The organism is Pseudarthrobacter sp. efr-133-R2A-89 (assembly GCF_030209315.1).
Lineage (GTDB): Bacteria > Actinomycetota > Actinomycetes > Actinomycetales > Micrococcaceae > Arthrobacter.
In genome coordinates this window covers 172,726-195,862 of sequence record NZ_JARVSE010000004.1, presented here as the reverse complement: position 1 = coordinate 195,862, position 23,137 = coordinate 172,726, and the positions used below count along the sequence as shown (strand labels likewise).

Below are 23,137 nucleotides of genomic sequence, written 5' to 3'. Positions count from 1 at the left end.
GCCATCAGCCAGGTTTCCGGGCTACAGCCGGTCTGTCCGGTCTTCGCCGCCCTTGTGGCCGGTCCCGCGGAGGTTCTCCTGGACCTTGCCGAACAAATCCTTGATGGTGGATTCGGCGTTGGTGATGACGTCCACGGGAACGAAGACCTCGTGGGCAGCCGGCAGGTCGTACTCATCCTTCAGGTGCGTGCCGTTTCCCACTCCTGCCAAGGAGATGTAGACCATGGCTTCCGTCCGCGCAATTCCTGCGAGCTTACCGAAGACCACCGTGAATTCATTCGGCTGGAAGCTGATTGTCTGCCCGATGTGGCTGCGGCCCAGTTCACCGGCTGTGACTGCCTTTTCCGACTGGCTTCCGGTGTAGTCCATGAACTTCTCCTTCGATCGCCGACGCTTACGCAGGCAGTCTAACCCCGCCCTTCCCCGTGGCACACGGGCCTTCCGGACCCCTTCACCAAGCCGCTGGAGGCCTGCACAAAGAAGAAGCGTGGGGCGTGGTCACTCCTCCATTGAGTTGGGCGGCAGCGTCCCTGTTTGATGGCTTCATTGGGCGGCAGTTGCCGCCGCAACCACGCCGTGCAAAGGAATAACCGTGACTTCAATGACGAGCCGCGTAAAGAGCCCTGTCCGCTGGGACCCGGTCGAGACCGGCGACCTGGTGGAACTCCGAAGGAACGGCCGCGTGGCCTTCAGCGGCGTGGTGGATGACAGGATGGACGACGGCAGCATCGTGTGGGTGACCGCGCCCGCCGGGGGCCGCCGGCTGTTCCACATCGCGGACGGCCTGGACCTGGCAGGGGTGCCGGCATGACGGAGTGCCCCGAGGACTGCCCGTACTGCACCGGACCGGAGACAGACTGAGGATGCCGGATGCCGTCCCGCGGGAGCCCTCCAGTGACCGGATCATCACGATCCGGGCATCAAATTGCCGCCAAGGCAGGTGGCATCGTTGACGCGGGCAACCGGTACGGCGAAGGTGGTGCCATGAGGTCTCAGATAATTTCCCAGGCGATTGCCCTGACGACGGCGGCCGCAGCGGCAACGCTGTTGCTCACCGCGTGCGCTCCAAGCCAGCCGCAGTCCCAAACGACGTCGGCACCCGCCACCGGGCAGGCCAGCCAGTCGCCCACGTCGTCGGCGTCCTCGGCCCCGCCGTCGTCCTCCGCACCTGCCACGGCGCCGGACTCCCCCGCACCCGGCACCAGCGCCGCCGGAGCGCCTGCCCTGTGCAAGGCGGCCGGGCTCACGGCCGCAACCGATGCCTCCGGCGGTGGCGCGGCTGGCAGCGTCTACATGAAGCTCAACCTCACCAACAAGGGAACCGAACCCTGCATCCTCAAGGGGTTCGCCGGCGTCTCCCTGGTTGCGGACGCCGCAGGCGCCCCGATCGGAGCCCCGGCCACCCGCGACGACTCCGCGGGCGTGGTTGACGTCCTGCTGGCCCCCGGCCAGACCGGCACCGCGGTACTGCGCTACACGCAGGCCGGCAACTACATGGACTGCTCGCCGGTGGATGCCGCCGGCTACCGGGTCTACCCGCCCGAGGACACCGACTCCCTGTTCCTCCCGCAGCCCACCAAGGCCTGCAGCAACGCGCAAATCACCTTGCTCTCCATCGGAGCGTTCCAACCGGCCTGACCGCGCACGGCCCGGCGAACCTGGCCGCGGCCCGGCATCCACGCCGGGTCGCGGCGGCCGTCGAAACCCAGTGTCGGTGCCTTGGGGCATGATGGAGGCATGAACCAGGAACAGCGTCCTGCCGGCAGCGCTTCCGGCTCCGCTGCGCCCATGGCCCAGTTCAGCCGCGCCACCCGGGACTGGTTCCTGGGCGCCTTTTCCGAACCAACACCGGCCCAGGCCGGGGCCTGGACTGCCATCTCGTCAGGTTCGCATGCCTTGGTGGTGGCACCCACCGGGTCCGGCAAGACCCTCGCCGCCTTCCTGTGGGCCCTGGACCGCCTCCTCGGAACAGCCCCGGCGCCCCCCGATCCAGCACAGGAAACCCCGGCCAAAGGAAAGCGGTCCCGGGCACCCAAACGCAAAACCCGCGTGCTCTACATTTCGCCCCTCAAGGCGTTGGGCGTCGACGTCGAACGCAACCTCCGCTCGCCGCTGATCGGCATCACGCAAACGGCCAAGCGGCTGGGGCTCCCGGCACCGCTGATCACCGTGGGCGTCCGGTCCGGGGACACCCCTGCAGCGGACCGCCGGGCCCTGCTCAGCAACCCGCCGGACATCCTCATCACCACCCCCGAATCGCTGTTCCTCATGCTCACCTCCAGGGCCCGCGAAACCCTCACCGAGGTGGACACCATCATCATCGACGAGGTCCATGCCGTGGCCGGAACCAAGCGCGGCGCCCACCTTGCGGTGTCCCTGGAGCGGCTCGATGCGCTGCTTCCCAAACCTGCGCAACGCATCGGGCTTTCGGCCACCGTGGAGCCGCGGGAACTCGTGGCGCAGTTCCTGGCCGGTTCGGCCCCCGTGGAGATCGTCGCGCCGCCGGCCAGCAAGAACTGGGACCTCACGGTGTCGGTGCCGGTGGAGGATATGTCGGACCTGCAGGGCGCTGCGGGGGCATTCGACTCCGGGCCGGCTTCCGGCCTGCAGCCGCAGGCATCCATCTGGCCCCATGTGGAGGAAAAGATTGTTGACCTGGTGCTGGCCAACCAGTCCACCATCGTCTTCGCGAATTCCCGGCGCCTCGCCGAACGCCTCACCGCCCGGCTCAACGAAATCTACGCCGAACGCCAACTGGTGGCCGTGGGCGGCGGCTGGGACGACGCCGCTCCGGAAGGGCTCGACGCCGGGCCCGGCACCCCGGGGGGACCGTCGTCGGGCCGTCCCGCGTCAACGGCCACGCCCGCGCACATGATGGCGCAAGCGGGCAGTTCCGCCGGCGCGGATCCGGTACTGGCGCGGGCGCACCACGGTTCCGTTTCCAAGGACCAGCGGGCGTTGATCGAGGACGACCTCAAATCCGGGCGGCTGCGGTGCGTGGTGGCCACGTCCTCGCTAGAACTTGGCATCGATATGGGTGCCGTGGACCTGGTGGTCCAGGTCGAATCGCCCCCGTCGGTGGCCAGCGGCCTGCAGCGGGTGGGCCGTGCGGGCCACCAGGTGGGCGAGGTCTCCCAGGGCGTCCTGTTCCCCAAGCACCGGGCGGACCTGGTCCACACGGCCATCACCGTGGAGCGGATGCTGGATGGCAAGATCGAGCGGCTGGCTATCCCGGCCAACCCGCTGGACATCCTGGCCCAGCAGACGGTGGCGGCAACGGCCCTTGGGAGCATCGACGTGGAGGAATGGTTCAGCACCGTGCGCCGTTCCGCTCCCTTCGCGTCCCTCCCCCGCTCCGCGTTCGAGGCCACCCTCGACCTGCTGGCAGGACGGTACCCGTCCGACGAATTCGCCGAACTCCGCCCAAGGATCATCTGGGACCGGAATGCCGGCACCATCGAGGGCCGTCCCGGCGCGCAACGGCTGGCCGTCACGTCCGGCGGCACCATCCCGGACCGCGGACTGTTCGGTGTCTACATCATCGGCACCGAGGCGGAAGGCCCGGCGTCCCCGGCCGAGGACGGAAAACCGGCGCGTGCGCCCAAGGGTGGCCGGCGCGTGGGCGAACTCGACGAGGAAATGGTCTACGAGTCGCGGGTAGGCGATGTCTTTGCCCTCGGTGCCACCAGTTGGAAGATCGAGGACATCACGCACGACCGCGTCCTGGTGTCCCCCGCGTTCGGCCAGCCCGGCAAGCTGCCGTTCTGGAAGGGCGACTCCCTGGGGCGCCCGGTGGACCTGGGCCGCGCCCTGGGCGCGTTCGTCCGCGAACTGTCCGCGTCCGATCCCGGCCCGGCCACCGAACGGTGCAAAGCCAGCGGCCTGGACGACTTCGCCGCCAACAACCTCATCCAGTACCTCAGCGAGCAGAAGCAGGCCACCGAGGTGGTCCCCAGCGACACCACGCTTGTGGTGGAGCGGTTCCACGACGAACTGGGCGACTGGCGCGTGATCCTGCACAGCCCGTTCGGCATGCCCGTCCATGCGCCATGGGCCCTCGCGGTGGGGCAGCGGCTTCACCAGCGGTATGGGCTGGACGGCTCGGCCATGGCGGCCGACGACGGCATCGTCCTGCGGGTGCCCATGATGGAAGACGAGCCGCCGGGCGCCGAACTGTTCCTCTTCGACCCGGAGGAACTGGAGCAGATCGTCACCGCCGAGGTGGGCGGCAGCGCCCTCTTCGCCTCGCGTTTCCGCGAGTGTGCGGCCCGCGCGCTGCTGCTGCCCCGGCAGACCCCCGGGAAGCGGCAGCCGCTCTGGCAGCAGCGCCAACGGTCCGCCCAGCTGCTGGACGTGGCCAGGAAGTACCCCACGTTCCCCATCGTGCTCGAAACGGTCCGCGAATGCCTGCAGGACGTCTACGATCTGCCGGCGTTGAAGGACATCGCCGCCTCCGTCGAAAGGCGCGAGCTGCGGATTGTGGAGACCACCACCCAACAGCCCTCGCCATTCGCCAAGTCCCTGCTTTTCGGTTACGTCGCCCAGTTCCTCTACGAAGGCGATTCCCCGCTCGCGGAACGCCGTGCTGCGGCCCTGGCCCTGGACTCCACGCTGCTCAACGAACTGCTGGGCCGGGTGGAGCTGCGCGAACTCCTGGACGCCAAGGTCATTGAGGCCACCGAACGCGAACTGCAGCGGCTGACCCCGGACCGTCGTGCGCGGGGCATGGAGGGAGTGGCCGATCTCCTGCGGCTGCTGGGCCCGCTCGCGCCGGAAGAGGCAGCCGCGCGGTTGCAGGGCACGGCCCCGGCGGTTGAGCTTGCCGAAACCTCGCCGGCGGTTGGGGGCGCCGAGACCTCTCCTGCGGTTGAGGCCGCCGAAACCGGGCAGCCCGACACCCCCGCCACCGTCGCCGACGCGGCCGCCCACCTTGCCGCGCTCCAGCGCGCCAATCGCGCCATCAAGGTCAACATCGGCGGGTTTGAGCGGTTCGCCGCCGTCGAGGATGCCGCCCGCCTCCGCGATGCCATTGGCGTGCCGCTGCCCATGGGTGTGCCATTGGCCTTCATCGAGCCCGTTGCCGATCCTCTGGACGACCTCGTGTCCCGGTATGCCCGGACACACGGTCCCTTCACCGCAGCCGAAGCCGCCACCCGGCTGGGCCTGGGCGTTGCCGTGGTGGGCACGGCGCTGAAACGCCTGGCAGCGGACGGACGCGTCGTGGAAGGGGAATTCCGGCCCCACGTCACCCCGCCCGAGGCCCCACCACTGGAGCCGGCCGGGCACGAATCCGGGCCGGGGGATCAAAGCCGGCCGGCTGGTCAACCGGCACCATCGGGCAGTTCCGCACCTGACGGCCAGCAGGCGGTTGCAAGCGAATGGTGCGACGCCGAGGTGCTGCGCAAGCTCCGCCGCCGCTCCCTGGCCGCGCTCCGCGCCGAAGTGGAACCGGTGGACGCCGCAGCCTATGGGCGCTTCCTGCCGTCCTGGCAGCATGTCAGGGCCCCCGGCGGCGGGCGCGGCCAACCCTCCCTGCGCGGCCTGGACGGCATCATCACCGCCATCGACCAGCTCTCCGGGGTCCCCGTTCCCGCCTCGGCCTGGGAGCCACTGGTCCTGGCAAGCCGGGTATCCAACTACCAGCCCGCCATGCTGGATGAACTCATGGCGGCAGGTGAGGTCCTGTGGTCGGGCGCCGGATCATTGCCGGGAAACGACGGCTGGATCAGCCTCCACCTCGCTGATTCCGCGGAGTTGACGCTCAATCCTGCCCCTGACTTCGAGCCCGGGGATGCCGGCCGGCGCCTCCTGGACCACCTGCGGAACAACGGCGGCGGCTACTTCTTCCGGCAGCTCACCGAAGTGGCCGGCGGCATGGATGCCGTCCTCAGCGACCAGGAGGTGGTCACCGCGCTGTGGGAACTCGCATGGGCCGGCAGGATTACCGGCGACACATTCGCCCCGGTCCGGTCCCTGATCGCCGGCGGACATACAGCGCACCGGCAGGTGGCCCGTGCCCCGCGCGCCCGGGCACCGCGGTTGAGCCGGCTGGGCCGCTCCCACGGCACCGGCCTGATGGGCTCCCCCGGGCTGGCCGGCGGCCGGTACGGAGCGCAGGGCGCTTCAACGCCTCCTACGGCAGCCGGGCGCTGGTCCGCCCTTCCCGAGCCCGAACTCGACGCCACCATCCACGCCCGCGCCACCGCGGAACTCCTGCTGGACCGCTACGGCGTGGTCACCAGGGGCTCGGTCATGGCCGAACAAATCCTCGGCGGCTTCGGGCTCATGTACAAGGTGCTGGCGCGGCTGGAGGAGGCCGGCCGGTGCCGGCGCGGCTACTTCATCGAACACCTCGGCGCCGCCCAGTTCGCCGTTCCCGCCACCGTGGACCGGCTCCGTTCCTACTCGGAGGACACACAACTGGCCAAGGCGGAACCGGTGGCCCTGGCCCTTGCAGCCACTGATCCCGCCAACCCTTTCGGCGCCGCCCTCCCCTGGCCCGCACTGCGGGACGACGCCGGTACCGGCCACCGCCCCGGCCGGAAAGCCGGTGCGCTGGTAGTGCTGGTGGATGGTGCGCTGGTGCTGTACGTGGAACGCGGTGGCAAGACCCTTTTGGCATTCAGCGATGACGCCGCCGTCCTGGCGGCTGCCGGCGCTGCCCTGGTAGGGGTGGTCACCCGGGGAGCCGTGGACAAACTGATCATGGAGAAGGTGAACGGGCAGGGAATCCTGGACACCCCCGTTGCCGCGGCCCTCAGCGCCGCCGGCGCCTACTCCACGCCAAAGGGATTGAGGATCCGTGCCTGAGGGGGATTCCGTCTGGCGGGCCGCCCGTCAACTGCACCAGGCCCTGGCGGGGCAGGCGCTGCTTGCCTCGGATTTCCGTGTGCCGCGGTTTGCCACGCTGAACCTTGCAGGGTGGACCGTCGAGGAAGTGGTCCCGCGCGGCAAGCACCTGCTGATGCGGGTGCTGGGCCCGGAAGACAAGCGGCTGACCATCCACTCACACCTGAAAATGGAAGGGGCCTGGCAGGTCTACCCGCCGGGCGGACGGTGGCGGAAGCCCGGATTCACCGCCCGGTGCGTACTGCGGACGGCCGCTGCGGACGCCGTCGGCTTCTCCCTGGGCATCCTGGAAGTGGTGGCCACGGCCAATGAGGACTCCGTCGTGGGATTCCTGGGTCCGGACCTCCTGGGCCCGGACTGGGACCTGGATGAAGCCGAACGCCGTGTCCGGTCCCGCCCGGAGGTACCGATCGGCGTGGCGTTGCTGGACCAACGGAATCTCGCGGGCATCGGCAACATCTACCGCTGCGAGGCGTGCTTCCTGTCGGGGGTGCATCCCGCCACGCCCGTGGCGGACGTCGCGGACGTGCGGACCATGATGACCGACGCCAAGCAGTTGTTAGAGGCCAACCTGGGACCGGGCCGCCGCGTTACGGTCCTCAATGCCCGGGGCCTTCCTGTAGGCAGGATGGCCGGCAGGCCCGGCTATTGGGTGTACGGCGGGGAACGACGGCCGTGCCTCAAGTGTGGAACGCCCATCCAGCGCGGCCTCCTGGGCAAGCCCAACGGCGAGGAGGAGCGGGACATCTACTTCTGCCCCCAGTGCCAGCCGGTGCCTGACTGACAGCAGCTGGCCTGGCGGGGACTCAGCAATTGGCGGGAGCCGTCTTGCTTGCCGCTTTCGGCGGTGCCGCAGGAACCATGAAGCGCGGCAGCAGGACATGGACCAAGGGGCCGATGGCCAAGGCATAAACCACGGTGCCCACGCCCACGGAGCCGCCGAGCAGCCACCCGATGGCCAGCACGGTCACCTCAATGAGGGTGCGGGACAGCCGGACCGACCAGCCGGTCCGGCGGGCCAGTCCGGTCATCAAACCATCCCGCGCGCCGGGCCCGAAACGTGCCCCGATGTAGCAGGCGGAGGCGATGCCGTTCAGCACGATGGCCCCGCCGAGGAGGACGATTTGGCCGGCCAGGAGGGAAACCGGCGGGATCAACGCCAGTCCAATGTCCGCGAACACTCCCACAAGCACCGCGTTGCACAGCGTGCCGAAGCCTGGCCGCTGCCGCAACGGAATCCACAGGAGCAGCACCAGGAAGCTCACCACGATAACCACCACCCCGATGCTCAAACCGGTCCGGTTGGCCACGCCCTGGTGGAACACATCCCAGGGGTCCAGGCCCAGGCCGGCACGGATGAACATGGCCAGCGAAATGCCGTACATGGCCAGGCCGGTGAAGAGTTGGAGGAGTCTGCGGGTCATCATGAAAACAACCATTCCACGCAACTGGCATTGGAATACATAGCCAGTTTGAGATACTGGCTCTATGGCTGTCCTCACTCCCCAGGCTTTGACCCGCCTCCTCGGCCCGTGGAACAGCGGCGCGGGGCCGGCTTACCGCGAGCTGGCGGACGTAGTACGGCTCCTGATCCTGGACGGCCGAATTGCCCTGGATACCGCCCTGCCCAGCGAGCGCTCGCTCAGCTCCGTCCTCGGGGTCAGCCGGACAACCGTTACGGCGGCGTATGCCACCCTCCGGGACCAGGGCTTCCTGAGCACCGGCCAAGGCAGCCGGGGCAAGACCCGCATCCCCGAACTGACCCCGTTCGGGCCGGCGCTATTTGGCCCGCAACCCCAATCCGCGACCCCGCTGGCGGCACCGGGCCTGACCGCCCCCGAAGGGCTGATCGATTTGGCCTATTCCGCACTGCCCGCCAGCGGCGAAGTGGTGCACCGGGCTTTTGCCGCAGCGCTGACGGAGCTGCCGGCCCTGTTGCCGGGGTTTGGCTACGACGCCTTGGGGCTGCTGCCGTTGCGCCAGGCCGTTGCGGACCGGTACACGGCTGCCGGTGTGCCGACACAGCCGGGGCAGATCATGGTTACGTCCGGAGCCCAGCACGCCTTGACCATCATCATCCGGACCCTGGCCGACCGGCAGGACAGGATCCTGGTGGAGCACCCCAGCTATCCCCACGCGCTGGATGCCATCCGTTCCGCCCGCTGCCGCCCCGTCCCGGTGGCATTCGCCGAGTCCGGCTGGGACCTGCCGGCCCTCGAATCGGCCCTGGTCCAGCAGCGGCCCAAGCTCGCCTACCTGGTGCCGGACTTCCACAACCCCACAGGGATGATCATGCCCGACGAACAACGGCGCCTGCTGGCCCGCGCGGCGGCCGCATCCGGAACAGTGCTGGTGGCGGATGAAACGCTGCGTGACCTCAACCTGGACGGCATCGCCACCACCCCGCTGGCCGGCTTCGGCAGCGGAATCGTATCGATCGGGTCGCTGAGCAAGTCGCATTGGGGCGGCCTGCGCACCGGGTGGATCCGAGCCTCCGAACCGATGATCCAGCGCTTCGCCGCCGCACGCACCACGCTGGACCTGGGCGGCCCCGTCATGGAGCAGCTGGCCGCAGCCCACCTGGTGCGGGCACTCGAGGAGCCGCTGCCCGCGCTGTTGCAGACGCTGCGGGGCAACCGCTCAACCCTGCTCGGCCTGCTCGCGGAACACCTGCCCACCTGGCAGACGACTCCTCCCGCCGGCGGTCTCTCGGTCTGGTGCAGGCTTCCCGCCCCCATCAGCACGGCGCTCACCGTCCTGGCACCGGAATTCGGCATCAGGCTCGCGGCCGGCCCCAGGTTTGGGATCGGCGGCGCCTTTGAACGCAACCTGCGCCTGCCCTTCACGCTCGCGCCGGACAAACTGGAGGCGGCGGTGCTGGGACTCCGCGCCGCCCAGGACCGGCTGGACGCGGCTCCCCAGCTGCGCCGGTCGCTGACGCATGCCCCCGCCGTCGCCATCGCCTGACCCGGGACCCGCCGTCGCCTGACCCGGGCCACCGAAATCGCCGGAGGTGTGCGTAACCGCCGGAACGGAACGGCGGTCCCGCACCGTTCCGGCGATCAGGGCGCTAAAAGGGAATCGTGGCTACGCGTACACGTGTTCCAGGAACCCACCCCACGCCTTGGCCGTGGTCTCGGAGTCTCCGGCGCCGCCGAAATCGTGAACCGTCATGCCCACCGGGGCGCCGAAGGCGTTGCGGCCGAAGAACCGGTACAGGGCGTCCTGGGTGCGCAGGCCCAGGAAGTGCTCGTTCGAGAAGTCCACCTCGCCCGCCAGCCGCCCCACGCCGTCGAGCTCCATGTCAAAGCTGTCCCCCTGCCCGGCGGTTCCCAGGCCCAGCGCTTCCCGCAGCTTGGCGAATCCGTCCGGTGCCTGCGAAGCCGCGGGAGCCTGAATGTCGGTGAACACCACGGGACGGCCGTCGAAGTACTGCAGGTATTGGCCCAGCGTGTGCAGGTAGAACTCGGTGTGGCGGCTGGCGCCGTCGTACTGCTCATCCCAGTTGTCGGCGAAAATGCCGCTGTGGACGTAGTGCAGGCGTGCACGGCCGCCGTCCAGCGGCTCCAGGACGTGTTCCAGCTGGTTGAACCAGCCGTCCGGGCCCTCCATCCTGGATACCAGGTGGCTGGGGTACTCTTCCACGGTCCTGACGGCGGGCCACTGGTCCGTGGGGAACATCCAGGCCGGGGTTCCGGCGGTGACGGCTTCCCACACCCGCTCTGGCGTACCGGGAAGCTCAGAGTCGTGGACGATTTCAAAGGTGTGCTTGTTGTTCATTTGTCCTGTTCCTTGCCTGGAGTGGATTCGTTGGTTGCTTTGGGGGCATTGGTTTCTTTGAGGACCGGGTGCAGGGCCACGACCAGCCGGTGCCGCCGCCCGTGTGGGGACCCGTCGTCGTGGTACTTGTCCACCAGCCGGGTGACCTCCACGCCGAGCTCCTCGGCGAAGGCGGCACGGTCGGCGGCGGTGCGGAAAGTAATCTCGCCGTCGATGGCGAACGTGGCCAGCTTCTGCCGGGCTGCGGCCGCACCGGCTATCAGTTTTCCCACTTCCCGGACCATCCGGCCGGCGAGCGCCAGCAGCCAGAATGCGGAGAACCGGTCTGAGAAACGGTGTGGATCCGGCGAGATCGAGGCCAGCGCCGACGGTGAGATCAGGTAGGAAGCTGCGGTGGCCTGGAGCACGCGCTCAGTGACGTTCCCTTTGCGGCGCTCCTCCACCAGCTCCACCAGGCCATGCCGCTCCAGCGCCTTGAGGTGATAGTTGACCTTTTGCCTGGGCAGGCCCACCCGGACCGCCAGCTGCGTTGCGGAGCCGGGCCGGGCCAGCTCCCGCAGGATGCTGGTGCGGATGGGGTCCAGCGACGCTTCGGCCGCGGCCGGGTCCTCGATGACTGCAATTTCCTGCATGCCAACATTCTCGCTACCGACAACTTTTATTGTCAAGAACTTTTTTGTCGTCGGTGGTCACGGGATCCTGGGCCCGGCGGCCGGCCATGGGCCCCGGTAGAATAGGCCGGTGATGCAATCCCCCCTCCCCGTGCGCGACGGCGTCAACGCCACCCGCCTGCGCCTCCCGGACGAGGGCCCCTGGGACACCGCGATGGACTACATGATGCACCGCTGGGGGCACATCGATCCGCAGGGCATCGAGGACCGGTTCGACGCTGGCGAGATCGTGGGCGAGGGCGGCATCCCCCTGGACCGCAGCACCCCGCTCCAGGACCACACCTTCATCTGGTACTACCGCACCCTGCCGCCGGAGACCCGGCTGCCCGTGGAACTGAGCATCCTGCACCAGGACGAGCACCTGCTGGTGGTGGACAAACCGCACTTCCTCCCCACCACCCCGGGCGGCACCTACATCCAGGAGTCCGCCCTGGTCCGGCTGCGGAACCAACTGGACCTGCCGGACCTGATTCCCATGCACCGGCTGGACCGCATGACCGCCGGTGTCCTGCTCTTCTCCACCAACCCGCAGACCCGGGGCAAGTACCAGGTGCTGTTCGAGAAGCGGCAGGTGCAGAAGGAGTACGAGTGCGTCTCCGCCGCGGAGCCCGCACCGGGACATCCCGCCGTCGAATTTCCCGTGGTGGTGCGCAACCGGATGACCAAATCCCGAAGCTACCTGCTGGCGGAAGTCATTGACGGCGAGCCGAACGCGGAAACCAGGATAGAGCAGCTGGAAACGTTCGACGCCGGCGGCCGGGCACGTGCCTCCGGCAGCGATGGCAGCGGCACCGGCGGGCGCCGCCTTGCCAAGTACCGGCTGGAACCGCACACCGGCAAGACCCACCAACTGCGGGTGCACATGGCCTCGCTGGGACTGGGGATCGTCAACGACGCCTTCTACCCTGACCTGCTGGACAAGGCCCCGGACGACTACGCCAAACCGCTGCAGCTGCTGGCCCGCGGTATCCGGTTCGTCGACCCGATCTCAGGCCGGCCAGTAGAGTACCGCAGCGCCCTGGACCTCAGCGAAGCTGTCCGAACACGTCCCTGAACACCTCTTCAACCCCGGACGTGTGGAGCACGAACTCCACCACCTCCAGGTCGCTGTCTAGGTGCAGGGCCTGGAACCCGGCCACGGCGTCCAAGGCCGCCTGGGCGACGGCATCCGCCGCCCAGCCGTAAGCGCCCGCACCCACCGCCGGGAAAGCCAGTCCGCGGGCACCCAGGGAGTCCGCCAGACGCAGGCTTTCGCTGAAGCAGGACACCAGGAGGGCCCGGTTCGTCTGCCCGGCATGCCGGTTCGGGCCGACCGTATGGATGACCCAGCGGGCCGGCAGCCGGAATCCGGCCGTTGCCACGGCGGCGCCGGTCTGCAGTCCGTCCGGGAGGTACGTTGCCCGCAACTGACGGCACGCAGCCAACAGTTCCGGACCGGCTGCCCGGTGCAGCGCCCCGTCCACTCCCCCGCCGCCCAGCAGCGACGAATTCGCGGCATTGACCACCGCATCCACCCGCCGCTGCGTTATGTCGCCCTGCAAAACCGTGATCCGCATGCCGCCAGTTTCCCACTCCACCACGCGTGCCGGGCACGGACGGCCGCGGAGGTATTCCTCCCCAGGTGGGTGCCCGTCACAGGCACCGCCGGCCCGGCAAAAGTGCGGTACCTTGTGGCAATGGACTTCGGCAGCGCTGACAGCTGGGGGGCGGCCCTCTACTTCTGGGTCATCCCGCTGGTGGTTGGCGACGCCATTTTCCCGCCCATCCCTTCGGAGATGGTGGTGATTACCGGCGGCGCATTGTCCGCGGATGGCCGGGCCAACGTGTTCCTCGTCCTGGTGCTCGCCGCCCTGGCATCCTGGATTGGCGACATGGTGGTGTTCCACCTGTTCCGCCGCCGGCTCAGCCACGTACTGGACCGCTGGAAATGGGGCCGACGGGTGCACGCCGGCATCCATGCGGCACTGGCCAAGGCGGGTCGGTCGTCCACCTATGGCACCATCATCGGCGCCCGGTTCATCCCCGGCGGCCGGCTGGCCACCTCGGCAGCGTCAGGGGTCGCAAATGTCTCCGTGCGCGGGTTCGGCCTGTGCGCCGGGCTGGGGGCGGTCCTCTGGGCCTGCTGGCTCGTCGGGCTGGGGTACTTTACGGGGTCAACCACCCGGCTGCCGTTCTGGGCCAGTTCCCTCATCGGGGTGGCGGTGGGCCTGGTGATCGGCGCCGTCGTGGGGCTGATCGTCACCCGGCGGCGCGGCGACAGGTCCCCGGTGGAAGACGAGCCCATTCCGGACGCAGGCTAGACGGGCAGCCACTTGCCGCGGCTGCGCCGCAGCACGGTGAGCGCACCTGTCAGCGCAACGCGTTCGACGGCGTCGCGCATCATGCTTGCCGACTCCAGCGCCTGCTGGTTCTCACCGGAGTACTCGGTGGCTTCCACAAGGAATCGAAGGTTGAGTTGCGGCACTCCGCCGGCAATCTGCAGCTGGTGCGCCTCCACGTGGTGGCGGGTGCCCAGCGCCTCCACGGCGGCATCCATGACGGACTCCGGCGGATTCCCCGGCCGCAGCCCGGTGATCTTGAGGCGGGTCTGGAAAGAAGGCATGGCCTCCACCCTATCCAAACCCCCGCTCACATCCTGCCCCCAAATCCCCAACCCCCGCTCACATCCTGCCCCCAAAACCCAAACCCCCGCTCACTCTCTTCAAGAGAGTGAGCGGGGGTTTGGGTTGGAACCGCAAAACGTGAGCGCGCGTTGGGATGCCAACGGCAAGAGGTGAGCGCGCGTCGGAAGAAATGCCGCCGGAAGTAGCGGGCGTTCCTAGCCGGTGTTGCGCAGGCCTGCGGCAACACCGTTCACGGTGATGAGCATGGCCCGCTGGAGGCGCTCGTCGATCTCGGCCCCGCTGATCTCCGCCTCGGTCCGGATACGGCGCATCAGCTCAACCTGCAGGTAGCTGATGGGATCCAGGTACTGGTCGCGGATCTCCAGGGAACGCTTCAGCGTGGGCTGGGCGTCCAGGAGGATGTCCTCGCCGGTGAGCTTGCGGACCTCGGCCACCGTGAGCTCGTACTCCTCCCGGATGGTGCGGAACAGGTGGTGCAGTTCCTCCGGGACCAGGGTGGACACGTAGTAGCCGGCGATGTCCATGTCCGTCTTGGCCAGGGTCATCTCCACGTTGGACAGCACGGACCGGAAGAAGTTCCAGTGATCCATCATCTCCACCAGCTGGGCAGAGTGACCGGCTTCCCGGGCAGCCTTAAGCCCCGAGCCCACGCCAAACCAGCCCGGCACGATCTGCCGCGACTGCGTCCAGCCGAACACCCATGGGATGGCGCGCAGGCCACCGAGGCCCGCGCCCGAATCCGGACGCTTGGACGGGCGGGAGCCGATGTTGAGCGAGCCGAGCTGCTCCACCGGGGTGGACGCCATGAAGTAGGCGGGCAGATCCGGGTGGTCGATCAGCTTGCGGTAGCGGTCGAACGCGGCATCCGAGATGGATTCCATGACGTGTCCGTAACGCTCCCGCTGGTCCTCGGAGGTCCTGGGGTTGCGGTGCAGGGCCGAACCCTGCAGCACCGCGGCGAGCGAGAGCTCCAGGTTCTCCCGGGCCAGTTCGGGCAGGGAGTATTTGTCCGAGATGACCTCGCCCTGTTCCGTGAACTTGATCTCGCCTTCCAGGACACCGTTGGGCTGGGCCAGGATGGCGTCATACGTGGGTCCGCCGCCACGGCCCACGGAACCGCCGCGGCCGTGGAACAGGCGGACGCGGACGCCGTGCTTGGCCGCGATATCGCGCAGCTTGCGCTGGGTCTTATGGATCTCCCACTGGCTGGTCATGACGCCGGATTCCTTGTTCGAGTCCGAGTAGCCCAGCATCACTTCCTGGACATCCCCGCGCAGCCGCACCAGTTCCCGGTAGGAGGGATCGGACAGCAGCTGGTCCACAATCTCGGCCGAGGCACGCAGCTCCTCCACCGTTTCCAGCAGCGGCGCGAAGCCAAGCTTGGCGTAAGGCTTGTCGCCGAACAGGTTCACCAGGCCGGCCTCGCGGGCCAGGACGGCGGCGGCGAGGACGTCGTCGGCGCCGCGGGTCATGGAGATGATGTAGGTTTCGATGACGTCCGGCCCGTACATGCGCAAGGCCCGCCGGATCTCCCGGAAGACGTCGTACGTGCCGTCGGCGGCGCCGTCGAGCTTGATCGGGTGGCCGGAGAGCGGGCGGCGGGACGCCAGTTCGGAGCCCAGCACCTCGAAACGTTCCTCACGGCTCAGCTCCGCGTAGCGCAGCCCGGGGCCGCCGATCCGGTCCATCAGCTGGCCGACGGCGTCGTGGTGGTGGTCGGCGTGTTCGCGGATGTCCAGCGTGGCCAGGTGCAGCCCGAACGAGGCGATGGCGCGGCGCACCCGTGCCAGCGAACCGTCCGCGGCCAGGGCTGCCGAGTGGTTGCGGAGCGAGAGCTCCAGCAGCTGCAGGTCGGCCATGAGTTCATCGGTGGCGTTGTAGTCGCGCCCGTGCTCGTGGTTCGAATTGACGGCCACCCGCTTGCCCGTGTTGATGAGTTTGGCCTTGATGCAGGTGAGCTTCAGCCGGTAGGGCTCCTGCGCATTCAGTTCCAGGACCCGCTTGTCCAGGCCCGGCAGGTTCTTCAGGTCCGTATCAATTGATTCGAGGAGCGCTTGGTCGGCACCGGCCAGGGCCGTGGAGTTGGACAGCACGGAGATCAGTTCATCGATCATGCCGATGCTGATGCGGATGGCGCTCTGGTTTTGGATCTGGAGGATTTCCCGCGTCACGGCCGCGGTGACGTTCGGGTTGCCGTCGCGGTCACCGCCGATCCAGGAACCGAACCGGATGGGTGCGTCCTTGGCAGCCAGGCTGACGCCGTGCTCGCCCAGGAGGTCAGCGAGTTCGGACAGCATGTGCGGCATGGCGTCGGTGAGGATGCCGCCCAGGTAGTAGATGGCGTTGCGGGCCTCGTCCACGGGCGTGGGCCGGACCTGGCGCAGTTCGTCGGTCTGCCACATCTGGTCGATGATCTCGGCCAGCTGCCTGTCCTGCCTGCGCCGCGCCGTTGAGCCCTCGGCCGTGGAACGGGACAGGACGTCGGAGATCTTGCGGATCTTGTCCAGGACCGAACGGCGGGACGCTTCGGTGGGGTGTGCGGTGAAGATTGGGCGGACGTCCAGGCCGTTGACCACTTCCTGCAGGACGTCCGGGCCCGCCTGCTCGGCGATCTCCGCGACGGTCTTGGCCAGCCAGCCGTCCTTTTCCGCCCGGTTGCGCAGGCCGCGGACCCGATGGACCTGCTCGGCGGCGTTGGCCAGGTGGAAGTAGAACGCGAAGGCGCGCACCAGGTCGGTTGCCTGCTCGATCGGCAGGGAGCCGAGCAGTTCGCGGACCTGGGCGACGACGTCGTGCGCGCTCCAGGGGCCGGTGGCGTCCGCGCCGCCGCGCGCCGCTTCCTTGGATTCCTTGGTCAGCAGCCGGACCTGTTCGACGAGGTCCAGGAGTTCAGGGCCGTGCTGGCGGACCAGGGATTCGCCGAGGAGGGTGGAAACACGGCGGACGTCTGCCCTCAGTTCGGAGGCCAGGTCTGTTTCGGGATGTGCGGCAGTGTGAGCCATGGAAGCAATCTTTCGAGGGTTTCGGACTTGGCTCGTACACTGCGCTGGATACTGTGAGCCACGTTACTAGCTAAAGATGCTACCCCCGGTCCGGTGCCACAGTGGAATCCGTCTCAAAAGATGTCGCCACCGGCGGAATGAACAGGAAATACCCGTGGTTGTAGCGTGGGCAGACGCAACCGGAAGGAACCATGTCCACCACCACCGCAGCCAAGCTCGAGCGCTGGCAGCGCTTCCGCACCAACCGGGACAAGGCGCTGGCAGCCCCGCACGGCTGGCTCACCCTTACCTCTTTCCAATGGCTCGAGGACTCACCGGCCGGCGTCGACCTCGCCCCGGGCCTCTGGTCCGTGGACGGCGCGACGGCGGTGCTCACCGCGGTCCCGGCGGACGGGCTCACGCTGGTGGAGACGGGTGAAAAAGTGGACGGCACCGTGTCCGCTGTCCTTGCGGACGAGGAGTCGCTGATGTGGGTCCGGTTCGGCGGGCCGGACGGGAACCAGGTGGTGGTGGAACTGGCGATGCGCGGCGGGAAATACGCGATCCGCACCCGGGACTCGGCGTCGCCGGTGTTCACCGAGTTCGACGGCGTCCCCACCTATCCGTACACCCCGGAGTGGGAAGTCACCGGCCGGTTCGTGCCCTACCCTGAGCCGGTGGACGTTCCGATCGGAACCGCCAACCCGCTGGTTGACGGTGTGCACCGCAGCGTGGGTGAGGTGGTCTTCGGCTTCCCCGGCAGCAGCCACGAGTTCCGGCTGCAGGCCGAGGAGGAGAAACTGGGTGCCCTGACCGTCACCTTCCACGACGAAACGAACGGCGACACCACGGACGACTGGCGGAAGCTCTCGCTGCCCCGGCCCCGCCCGGACGGCTCCGTGGTGCTGGATTTCAACCGTGCCATCAACTACCCCAGCGCCTTCACGCCCTACGGCACGTGCCCGATGCCGGTCAGGAACAACAGCCTGGACATCCGCGTGGAGGCAGGCGAGAAGCAGCCCTACCCGGGTGCGTGACCGGTTTCGACAGACTCAACCACCGAACGCTGACACCCCTGTGATGGCCCGGCCCACGATCAGGGTGTTGACCTCGAACGAGCCCTCGTAGGTGTAGATGGCCTCGGCGTCGGCGAAGATCTTGGCCATCCGGTAGTCGGTGACAATGCCGTTGCCGCCAAGGATGGACCTGCCCAGCGCCACGGTTTCGCGCATCCGGGCGCTGAGGTACGACTTGGCCAGGGCCACCTGCGGCATGCCCGCGGCGCCCTGGTCCTGGAGCCTGGCGATCCCGGCCATCATTCCCATGCTGGCCACGGTGTTGCCCAGCATGGTCACCAGCTGTTGCTGGATCAGCTGGAAGTGGGCCAGCGGCCGGCCGAACTGGTGCCGCTCCACGGCGTACTGCCGGGCTACGTCGAACGCCGCCAGCTGCTGGCCCACCGTCTGCCAGGCCACCATGATCCGCGAACTGCGCAGCAGCTCCTTGGTGTCCTCGAAGCTGCCGATGCCACTGAAGCGGTCCGCCTCCGGCACCCGGACGTCGCTGAAGACGATGTCCGCGTTCTGGACGGTCCGCAGGGCGATCTTGTTCTCGATCTTGCTCCGGCTCACGCCAGGCAGGTCCGCGTCCACGATGAAGCCCCGGACTGAACCGTCGGCTTCGTCGCGCGCCCAGACCAGCATGTAGTCGCAGAACGTCCCGTTGCCGATCCAGCGTTTGGCACCGTTGAGCACCCAGGTGTCGCCGGCGTCGTCCGCTTCTCCGGTGTCGGAGGAGATCCGCCGGGCTCGTGTCTCCATGCCGCCGGCGACGTCGGAGCCGTGCAGGGGTTCGGTGAGGGCGAAGGCACCGGTGATCCTCAGGTCCGAGGCGTCGGCCAGCAGCCTGCGCTTCTGGTCCGCCGAGCCAAAGGCGTGCAGGGATTCGACGAAGAGGTCGTGGTGGACCAGGAAGAACGTGGCCAGGGAGGTGTCCACGCGGGTCATCTCCGCGATGACCAGCCCGGCAAAAAGGTTGCTGTAGCCGCGGCGCGCCGGCGTGCTCAGTTCCAGGGCGGCCAGTTTGGGCAGGATGTGGGCAGGGAACTCGGCCTTGTTCCACCAGTCGCCGGCATAGGGTGCCACTTCGGCTGCCAGGAAGTCCCGCAGCTCCGCCAGCTTGTTGCGCTCGGCCGGGCCCAGCATGGATTCGACGGCGAAGAAGTCCGCCGCCGGCAGGTCCGCGATGTCCGGAGCACTCATCGCGGCCCCATCCGGATGGCGCCGTCCAAGCGGATGGTCTCCCCGTTCAACATGGCGTTGTCCACGATGTGCGCCGCCAGGTTGGCGTACTCCGCCGGCTTCCCCAGCCGGGACGGGTGCGGTACCTGCGCGCCCAGCGAGTCCTGGGCCTCCTGCGGCAGGCCGGCCATCATGGGCGTTTCGAAGATGCCCGGGGCGATGGTGACCACCCGGACCAGCGAGCGCGCCAGTTCCCGGGCGATGGGCAGCGTCATGGCCGCCACGGCCCCCTTGGAGGCTGAGTAGGCGGGCTGGCCGATCTGCCCTTCGAAGGCGGCCACGGATGCCGTGTTGATGATGACGCCGCGCTCGGGGCCGCCGAGCCAGGTGGTTACGGGCTCGGTGGCCACCATGGCCTCGGCCGCCAGCCGCAGAACGTTGAAGGTGCCCACCAGGTTGACCTGGACAACGCGGCTGAACGCTTCCAGCGGCAGGACGCCATCACGGCCCAGCACCTTGCCGGGGGTGGCAATTCCTGCGCAGTTCACCACGATCCGCAGCGGGCCCAGCCCGGCGGCTGTTGCGACGGCGGCCCGCACCTCGGCTTCGCTGGTCACGTCCGCAGGGGCGAAGACGGCGGACTGCCCGGCCTGGGCACGGCTGTTGAGGTCGTCCGCCACCGCCTGGCCGTCCGAGGAGGCGAGGTCCAGCAGCACCACCGAGGCGCCGTCGTCGAACAACCTGCGTGCGGTGGCCGCTCCCAGCCCGGAGGCCCCGCCTGTGACCAGGGCGACGCTGCCTTTGATGTCCATCCATCCTCCTTGATGCGCGTGCCTCCGGCCGTGGCGCGGCCTCGGGCAACAGTTAATGAATGTTAACTGAAATACGGCGCCGCCGCACCCACCCCGCGGGGCCGAGGACCCGGCACCGCCGCTAGGGTGGACGGCATGACCTCCAGCAGCACCTCCTTGGCCACCTGGCAGGACCGTGCGGACCACGCCGCCCGCTCCGTGACCGGGCTGTTCGGCCGGAACCTGTTGTTCCTGCCCGGAACCCATCTCGCCGCCGTCGTGTGGCAGGGCAGGCACCCGGCTGGGAAGGGCTCCCCCGCGGCGGGGCAAGAACCCGTTGCGGGGCAAGAACCCGCCAGGCCGCCGCGCGATCGGTGGCTCGCCGCGCTCCGCCGCGCAAGGCCCGCCGCGGGACTGCTGCTCCCTTGGCACTACTGGTGGCAGGCGCATTACGTGGACTGCCTGGTGGACACAGGCCTGCGGGAACTGGCCGGCGGAGCCACCCCTGCGGTGCGGTTCAACGGGCCGGACCAGCCCAGCGCGGGGCATCTGGCCTCACGGCTGGTCACCGGCATGAGGCTCCGCAATGCCCTGACGCTCGTGAACAGCTACTACGACGACATGGCATGGCTGGCCCTGGCGACCCTGCGGCTGGACAGGCTCGCAGAAGAAGCGCAGCGGCCGGGACGCCGGCGCAACGCCCGGGTGCGTTCCGCATTGGCCCTGCAGTTCGACTCCGCCTGCACCGACGATTTGGGCGGGGGGACGTTCTGGAGCAAGAAGCGCGACTTCAAGAACACCCCGGCCACGGCACCTGTGGCGTTGTTCTATGCCCGCACCGGCCGGCGCGGCACGGCACAGACGCTGCTGGACTGGCTGGACGCCACCCTCTTCGACCAGGGCCAGGGACTCTACCTCGACGGTGCACGGCTGGGTCCTGCCGGGGATGTGCTGGTGGAACGGTCGCTGTACACCTACAACCAAGGCCCGGTCCTGGGTGCCCTCCTGGAACTGGGCGGCGACGCCAACCTTGCCCGGGCCACCGCCCTGGTGGACTCCGTGCAGCGGCTGCTGACCGTCCCGGCAGCCGGCGGCAACGCTGCCGCCGCAACGGTGCTGCGCTGCGAAGGAACGGGCGACGGCGGCCTCTTCACCGGGATCCTCTGCCGGTACCTCGCGCTTGCGGCGGCAGACCGGCGGCTACCCGCGACCGCCCGCGCCACAGCCGCTGCGTTGGTGCTGGACACCGCCGAGGCGTTCTGGGCCGGACGGCGGCCGGTGGGCGCCGGTGAAGCAAAGGCGCCCCTGGCCGGCAGGAGCATCTTCTCCGTACACGCCTGCCAACCCTCGGACCGGACCTATCCGCCGGGAGCGCCGGTGGAGCTCGCCACCCAGCTGCAGGCCTGGATGACGCTGGAGGCAGCGGCCACGGTCATGGCTGCCGGCCCGGCCACCTGACAGGCACGGCCGGCCAACCCGGCGGGACCTGCGCTCAGCGGATACCGGACAGCGGCGTGACCGTGCCGGCTTTGAGCGTCAGGGGCACGTCGGCGGCCAGCTGGACCGCTTTCGGACCTGCCGGCGGGAACATGAGGGACGTCAGGGACTGTCCGTCCACGAAGACCTCCACGGAGGACCGGTCCACGTAGGCTGTCAGCTTCACGGTCCCGCCGGCGGGGCGTGCTTCCACCGAGCGGGGCTGGCGGTACTCGCCACTGCCCTCGGAGGGCTCCTTCCCCTGGCCGCCGGCCACGGCGTCCCCGTCCCGGGTAATGAAGGCCCGGCCGGCGGCGAAGTCGTAGCCGATGGTGGCGTAGGTGGTGCCACCGCTTTGCAGGAGCAGGGTGGCTTTCCCGGTGCCGTCCGCGGGTTCTTCCAGCTCGACGTCCGCCTTGAACACTCCGCTGTCCGGGATGGGAAGGGTCCGGGCATCCCGGACCGGGCCGGCGGGCACCTGGACCGGCGCCCCTTCCAGGGACTGGAGCGCCGGGGTGGGCGACTGTACCAAGGCGGGGCGGCCGGCGCCGGACGTGAGCCGGATGTCGCGGACCACCGAGGCGGCCCCGAACCAGCCGTCGGTCGGCAATTGCCGGGCGTAGGCCCAGTTGTTCATCCAGCCAATGGCGTGCCGGGATGCCTTCCGCTGGCCATCGCTTTGGCGCGGATCATCCCAGGTGACGGCCGCGTAGAAGTCCGCCCCGCCGTCGAGCCACCGGTGGCCGCCGTCCGCCGTGAAGGCCTTGCCGTCGAACCCGCCGGTCCAGTAGGCCAGCCCGGTGGTGCGGCCTTCCTTGGAACCGTTGGCGCTCGCGGCCAGGACCCAGGTGCGTTTGGCGGGGTCGCCGTCGATGTCCATTTGGAAGAAGTCCGGGCATTCCAGGATTCCCAGACCGTCCTGCTCGAATCCGGACACATAGGTCCACCGCTTAAGGTCGGGGGAGGTATAGAACCCGATCTTGTGGCCCTCTGCCAGGAGCATGAGCCACTGGTTGTTGGCGTCGTCGCGGACAATGCGCGGGTCCCGCCAGTGCTCCGCGCCGGGGTTTTCCATCACCGGGTTCTGTCCGTAGCTTTGGAAGCTGTAGCCCTGGTCCGTGGAGTAGAAGAGGGACTGGCGCTGCACGCCGTCGAGCTGCTGGGTGAGCACGGCGATGACCGCCCCCTTGCCAAAGCCCGCGGTACCTTCCGTGTCCACCACGGCGGAGCCGGTCTCGATGTCCCCCAGTCCGTTGCGGAACTTGGGGATGGCCACGCCCCGGTTCTCCCAGTGCACCAGATCGGTGCTGGTGGCGTGGAACCACTCGGTGCCGTTCCCCTCCGGATAGTCGGCGTTGTAGAGGTAGTAGTAGTGCCAGAGGCCATCCAGGTAGAAGGGCCGCTGGGGATCGTTCATCCAGCGCTGGTCCGGGGTGAGGTGGTAGGCAGGCCGGTAGCCGCCTTGGTCAGCCGGCGGCGCCTGCGGCCCTGGGGGTGCCGTGGATGCTGGCGGTGCCGTGGATGCCGTACCGCCGTGCTGTCCTTCGACCGTCCGGGTGTTCCCGGCGACCACCAGGGCCGCCGCCACCAGGAGCACGGCCACGGCTGCGGCCGCCCACAGAAGGGGGCGGCGCCGAAGGGAGGCATACGCGGGTCCGAAAATTTTGGGGAGCATGGGGTCATCGATCCGTCGCTGAACGCACAAGTGCCGTCCCCCGGGTCGGG

Annotated in this window: 19 protein-coding genes; 9 read left to right on the top strand and 10 right to left on the bottom strand. The window is 68.8% G+C overall.

The window, feature by feature from the left end; genetic code table 11:
- Positions 1 to 21: 21 nt before the first annotated feature.
- A complete protein-coding gene (locus QRM95_RS08600; protein ID WP_285247370.1) occupies positions 22 to 369 on the bottom strand; it encodes a hypothetical protein in 348 nt (115 codons plus the stop codon).
- Positions 370 to 601: 232 nt separating this feature from the next.
- Between QRM95_RS08600 and QRM95_RS08595 the strand changes: the two genes are divergently transcribed.
- The 4 genes from QRM95_RS08595 (at position 602) to QRM95_RS08580 (ending at position 7,633) form a co-directional block, all read left to right on the top strand.
- Positions 602 to 811: a hypothetical protein gene (locus tag QRM95_RS08595; protein ID WP_285247474.1), complete on the top strand. Its 210-nt coding sequence runs from the start codon at positions 602 to 604 to the stop codon at positions 809 to 811.
- Positions 812 to 984: 173 nt separating this feature from the next.
- Positions 985 to 1,638, top strand: coding sequence for a DUF4232 domain-containing protein (locus QRM95_RS08590; protein ID WP_285247369.1), 654 nt, complete (start codon positions 985 to 987; stop codon positions 1,636 to 1,638).
- A gap of 99 nt (positions 1,639 to 1,737) precedes the next feature.
- Complete coding sequence (locus tag QRM95_RS08585; protein ID WP_285247368.1) at positions 1,738 to 6,810, top strand: DNA glycosylase AlkZ-like family protein; 5,073 nt, start codon at positions 1,738 to 1,740, stop codon at positions 6,808 to 6,810.
- The gene (locus tag QRM95_RS08580) at positions 6,803 to 7,633 is read left to right on the top strand and encodes an Fpg/Nei family DNA glycosylase (protein WP_285247367.1); all 831 of its coding nucleotides are present in this window, start codon (positions 6,803 to 6,805) and stop codon (positions 7,631 to 7,633) included. The genes QRM95_RS08585 and QRM95_RS08580 overlap by 8 nt, the downstream gene beginning before the upstream one ends.
- Before the next feature lie 22 nt (positions 7,634 to 7,655).
- Here the strand turns inward: QRM95_RS08580 and yczE are convergent, their stop codons facing one another.
- A complete protein-coding gene (gene yczE / locus QRM95_RS08575) occupies positions 7,656 to 8,276 on the bottom strand; it encodes a membrane protein YczE (protein ID WP_285247366.1) in 621 nt (206 codons plus the stop codon).
- Positions 8,277 to 8,337: 61 nt separating this feature from the next.
- Between yczE and yczR the strand changes: the two genes are divergently transcribed.
- A complete protein-coding gene (gene yczR, locus QRM95_RS08570) occupies positions 8,338 to 9,816 on the top strand; it encodes a MocR-like transcription factor YczR (RefSeq protein WP_285247365.1) in 1,479 nt (492 codons plus the stop codon).
- 120 nt (positions 9,817 to 9,936) lie between these two features.
- Here yczR and QRM95_RS08565 read toward each other — a convergent pair whose 3' ends face one another.
- Positions 9,937 to 10,629: an SRPBCC family protein gene (locus QRM95_RS08565; RefSeq protein WP_285247364.1), complete on the bottom strand. Its 693-nt coding sequence runs from the start codon at positions 10,627 to 10,629 to the stop codon at positions 9,937 to 9,939.
- Complete coding sequence (locus QRM95_RS08560; RefSeq protein WP_133831084.1) at positions 10,626 to 11,261, bottom strand: winged helix-turn-helix domain-containing protein; 636 nt, start codon at positions 11,259 to 11,261, stop codon at positions 10,626 to 10,628. The genes QRM95_RS08565 and QRM95_RS08560 overlap by 4 nt, the downstream gene beginning before the upstream one ends.
- A 112-nt stretch (positions 11,262 to 11,373) precedes the next feature.
- Between QRM95_RS08560 and QRM95_RS08555 the strand changes: the two genes are divergently transcribed.
- Positions 11,374 to 12,354: an RluA family pseudouridine synthase gene (locus QRM95_RS08555; protein WP_285247473.1), complete on the top strand. Its 981-nt coding sequence runs from the start codon at positions 11,374 to 11,376 to the stop codon at positions 12,352 to 12,354.
- Here the strand turns inward: QRM95_RS08555 and QRM95_RS08550 are convergent.
- Complete coding sequence (locus QRM95_RS08550; RefSeq protein WP_285247363.1) at positions 12,326 to 12,856, bottom strand: O-acetyl-ADP-ribose deacetylase; 531 nt, start codon at positions 12,854 to 12,856, stop codon at positions 12,326 to 12,328. The genes QRM95_RS08555 and QRM95_RS08550 overlap by 29 nt on opposite strands.
- Positions 12,857 to 12,976: 120 nt before the next feature.
- On the opposite strand from QRM95_RS08550, the gene QRM95_RS08545 reads away from it, so the two are divergent.
- A complete protein-coding gene (locus tag QRM95_RS08545; RefSeq protein WP_043424487.1) occupies positions 12,977 to 13,600 on the top strand; it encodes a DedA family protein in 624 nt (207 codons plus the stop codon).
- Here the strand turns inward: QRM95_RS08545 and QRM95_RS08540 are convergent.
- Entirely contained in the window at positions 13,597 to 13,902 is a 306-nt protein-coding gene (locus QRM95_RS08540) for a hypothetical protein (protein ID WP_285247362.1), read from the bottom strand. The genes QRM95_RS08545 and QRM95_RS08540 overlap by 4 nt on opposite strands.
- A 216-nt stretch (positions 13,903 to 14,118) precedes the next feature.
- Positions 14,119 to 16,926, bottom strand: a complete 2,808-nt coding sequence (gene ppc, locus QRM95_RS08535; RefSeq protein ID WP_285247361.1) for a phosphoenolpyruvate carboxylase — start codon at positions 16,924 to 16,926, stop codon at positions 14,119 to 14,121.
- 191 nt (positions 16,927 to 17,117) lie between these two features.
- Here ppc and QRM95_RS08530 point away from each other — a divergent pair, with 191 nt between their 5' ends.
- Entirely contained in the window at positions 17,118 to 17,942 is an 825-nt protein-coding gene (locus QRM95_RS08530; protein ID WP_285247360.1) for a DUF1684 domain-containing protein, read from the top strand.
- A 15-nt stretch (positions 17,943 to 17,957) separates the two neighbouring features.
- Here QRM95_RS08530 and QRM95_RS08525 read toward each other — a convergent pair whose 3' ends face one another.
- Both QRM95_RS08525 and QRM95_RS08520 read right to left on the bottom strand, forming a co-directional pair.
- The gene (locus QRM95_RS08525) at positions 17,958 to 19,166 is read right to left on the bottom strand and encodes an acyl-CoA dehydrogenase family protein (protein ID WP_285247359.1); all 1,209 of its coding nucleotides are present in this window, start codon (positions 19,164 to 19,166) and stop codon (positions 17,958 to 17,960) included.
- A complete protein-coding gene (locus QRM95_RS08520) occupies positions 19,163 to 19,957 on the bottom strand; it encodes a 3-hydroxyacyl-CoA dehydrogenase (protein ID WP_285247358.1) in 795 nt (264 codons plus the stop codon). Before QRM95_RS08520 ends, QRM95_RS08525 begins: the two co-directional genes overlap by 4 nt.
- A gap of 135 nt (positions 19,958 to 20,092) precedes the next feature.
- Here QRM95_RS08520 and QRM95_RS08515 point away from each other — a divergent pair, with 135 nt between their 5' ends.
- Positions 20,093 to 21,394, top strand: a complete 1,302-nt coding sequence (locus QRM95_RS08515; protein ID WP_285247357.1) for a glycoside hydrolase family 76 protein — start codon at positions 20,093 to 20,095, stop codon at positions 21,392 to 21,394.
- Positions 21,395 to 21,428: 34 nt separating this feature from the next.
- Here QRM95_RS08515 and QRM95_RS08510 read toward each other — a convergent pair whose 3' ends face one another.
- The gene (locus tag QRM95_RS08510; RefSeq protein WP_285247356.1) at positions 21,429 to 23,087 is read right to left on the bottom strand and encodes a glycoside hydrolase family 32 protein; all 1,659 of its coding nucleotides are present in this window, start codon (positions 23,085 to 23,087) and stop codon (positions 21,429 to 21,431) included.
- Positions 23,088 to 23,137 lie beyond the last annotated feature (50 nt).

What these genes read in the sequence shown, in the direction of transcription:
- QRM95_RS08600 (WP_285247370.1), bottom strand. Translation starts at nt 369, where the DNA reads ATGGACTACACCGGAAGCCAGTCGGAAAAGGCAGTCACAGCCGGTGAA.
- QRM95_RS08595 (WP_285247474.1), top strand. Translation starts at nt 602, where the DNA reads ATGACGAGCCGCGTAAAGAGCCCTGTCCGCTGGGACCCGGTCGAGACC.
- QRM95_RS08590 (WP_285247369.1), top strand. Translation starts at nt 985, where the DNA reads ATGAGGTCTCAGATAATTTCCCAGGCGATTGCCCTGACGACGGCGGCC.
- QRM95_RS08585 (WP_285247368.1), top strand. Translation starts at nt 1,738, where the DNA reads ATGAACCAGGAACAGCGTCCTGCCGGCAGCGCTTCCGGCTCCGCTGCG.
- yczE (WP_285247366.1), bottom strand. Translation starts at nt 8,276, where the DNA reads ATGATGACCCGCAGACTCCTCCAACTCTTCACCGGCCTGGCCATGTAC.
- yczR (WP_285247365.1), top strand. Translation starts at nt 8,338, where the DNA reads ATGGCTGTCCTCACTCCCCAGGCTTTGACCCGCCTCCTCGGCCCGTGG.
- QRM95_RS08565 (WP_285247364.1), bottom strand. Translation starts at nt 10,629, where the DNA reads ATGAACAACAAGCACACCTTTGAAATCGTCCACGACTCTGAGCTTCCC.
- QRM95_RS08560 (WP_133831084.1), bottom strand. Translation starts at nt 11,261, where the DNA reads ATGCAGGAAATTGCAGTCATCGAGGACCCGGCCGCGGCCGAAGCGTCG.
- QRM95_RS08555 (WP_285247473.1), top strand. Translation starts at nt 11,374, where the DNA reads ATGCAATCCCCCCTCCCCGTGCGCGACGGCGTCAACGCCACCCGCCTG.
- QRM95_RS08550 (WP_285247363.1), bottom strand. Translation starts at nt 12,856, where the DNA reads ATGCGGATCACGGTTTTGCAGGGCGACATAACGCAGCGGCGGGTGGAT.
- QRM95_RS08545 (WP_043424487.1), top strand. Translation starts at nt 12,977, where the DNA reads ATGGACTTCGGCAGCGCTGACAGCTGGGGGGCGGCCCTCTACTTCTGG.
- QRM95_RS08540 (WP_285247362.1), bottom strand. Translation starts at nt 13,902, where the DNA reads ATGCCTTCTTTCCAGACCCGCCTCAAGATCACCGGGCTGCGGCCGGGG.
- ppc (WP_285247361.1), bottom strand. Translation starts at nt 16,926, where the DNA reads ATGGCTCACACTGCCGCACATCCCGAAACAGACCTGGCCTCCGAACTG.
- QRM95_RS08530 (WP_285247360.1), top strand. Translation starts at nt 17,118, where the DNA reads ATGTCCACCACCACCGCAGCCAAGCTCGAGCGCTGGCAGCGCTTCCGC.
- QRM95_RS08525 (WP_285247359.1), bottom strand. Translation starts at nt 19,166, where the DNA reads ATGAGTGCTCCGGACATCGCGGACCTGCCGGCGGCGGACTTCTTCGCC.
- QRM95_RS08520 (WP_285247358.1), bottom strand. Translation starts at nt 19,957, where the DNA reads ATGGACATCAAAGGCAGCGTCGCCCTGGTCACAGGCGGGGCCTCCGGG.
- QRM95_RS08515 (WP_285247357.1), top strand. Translation starts at nt 20,093, where the DNA reads ATGACCTCCAGCAGCACCTCCTTGGCCACCTGGCAGGACCGTGCGGAC.
- QRM95_RS08510 (WP_285247356.1), bottom strand. Translation starts at nt 23,087, where the DNA reads ATGCTCCCCAAAATTTTCGGACCCGCGTATGCCTCCCTTCGGCGCCGC.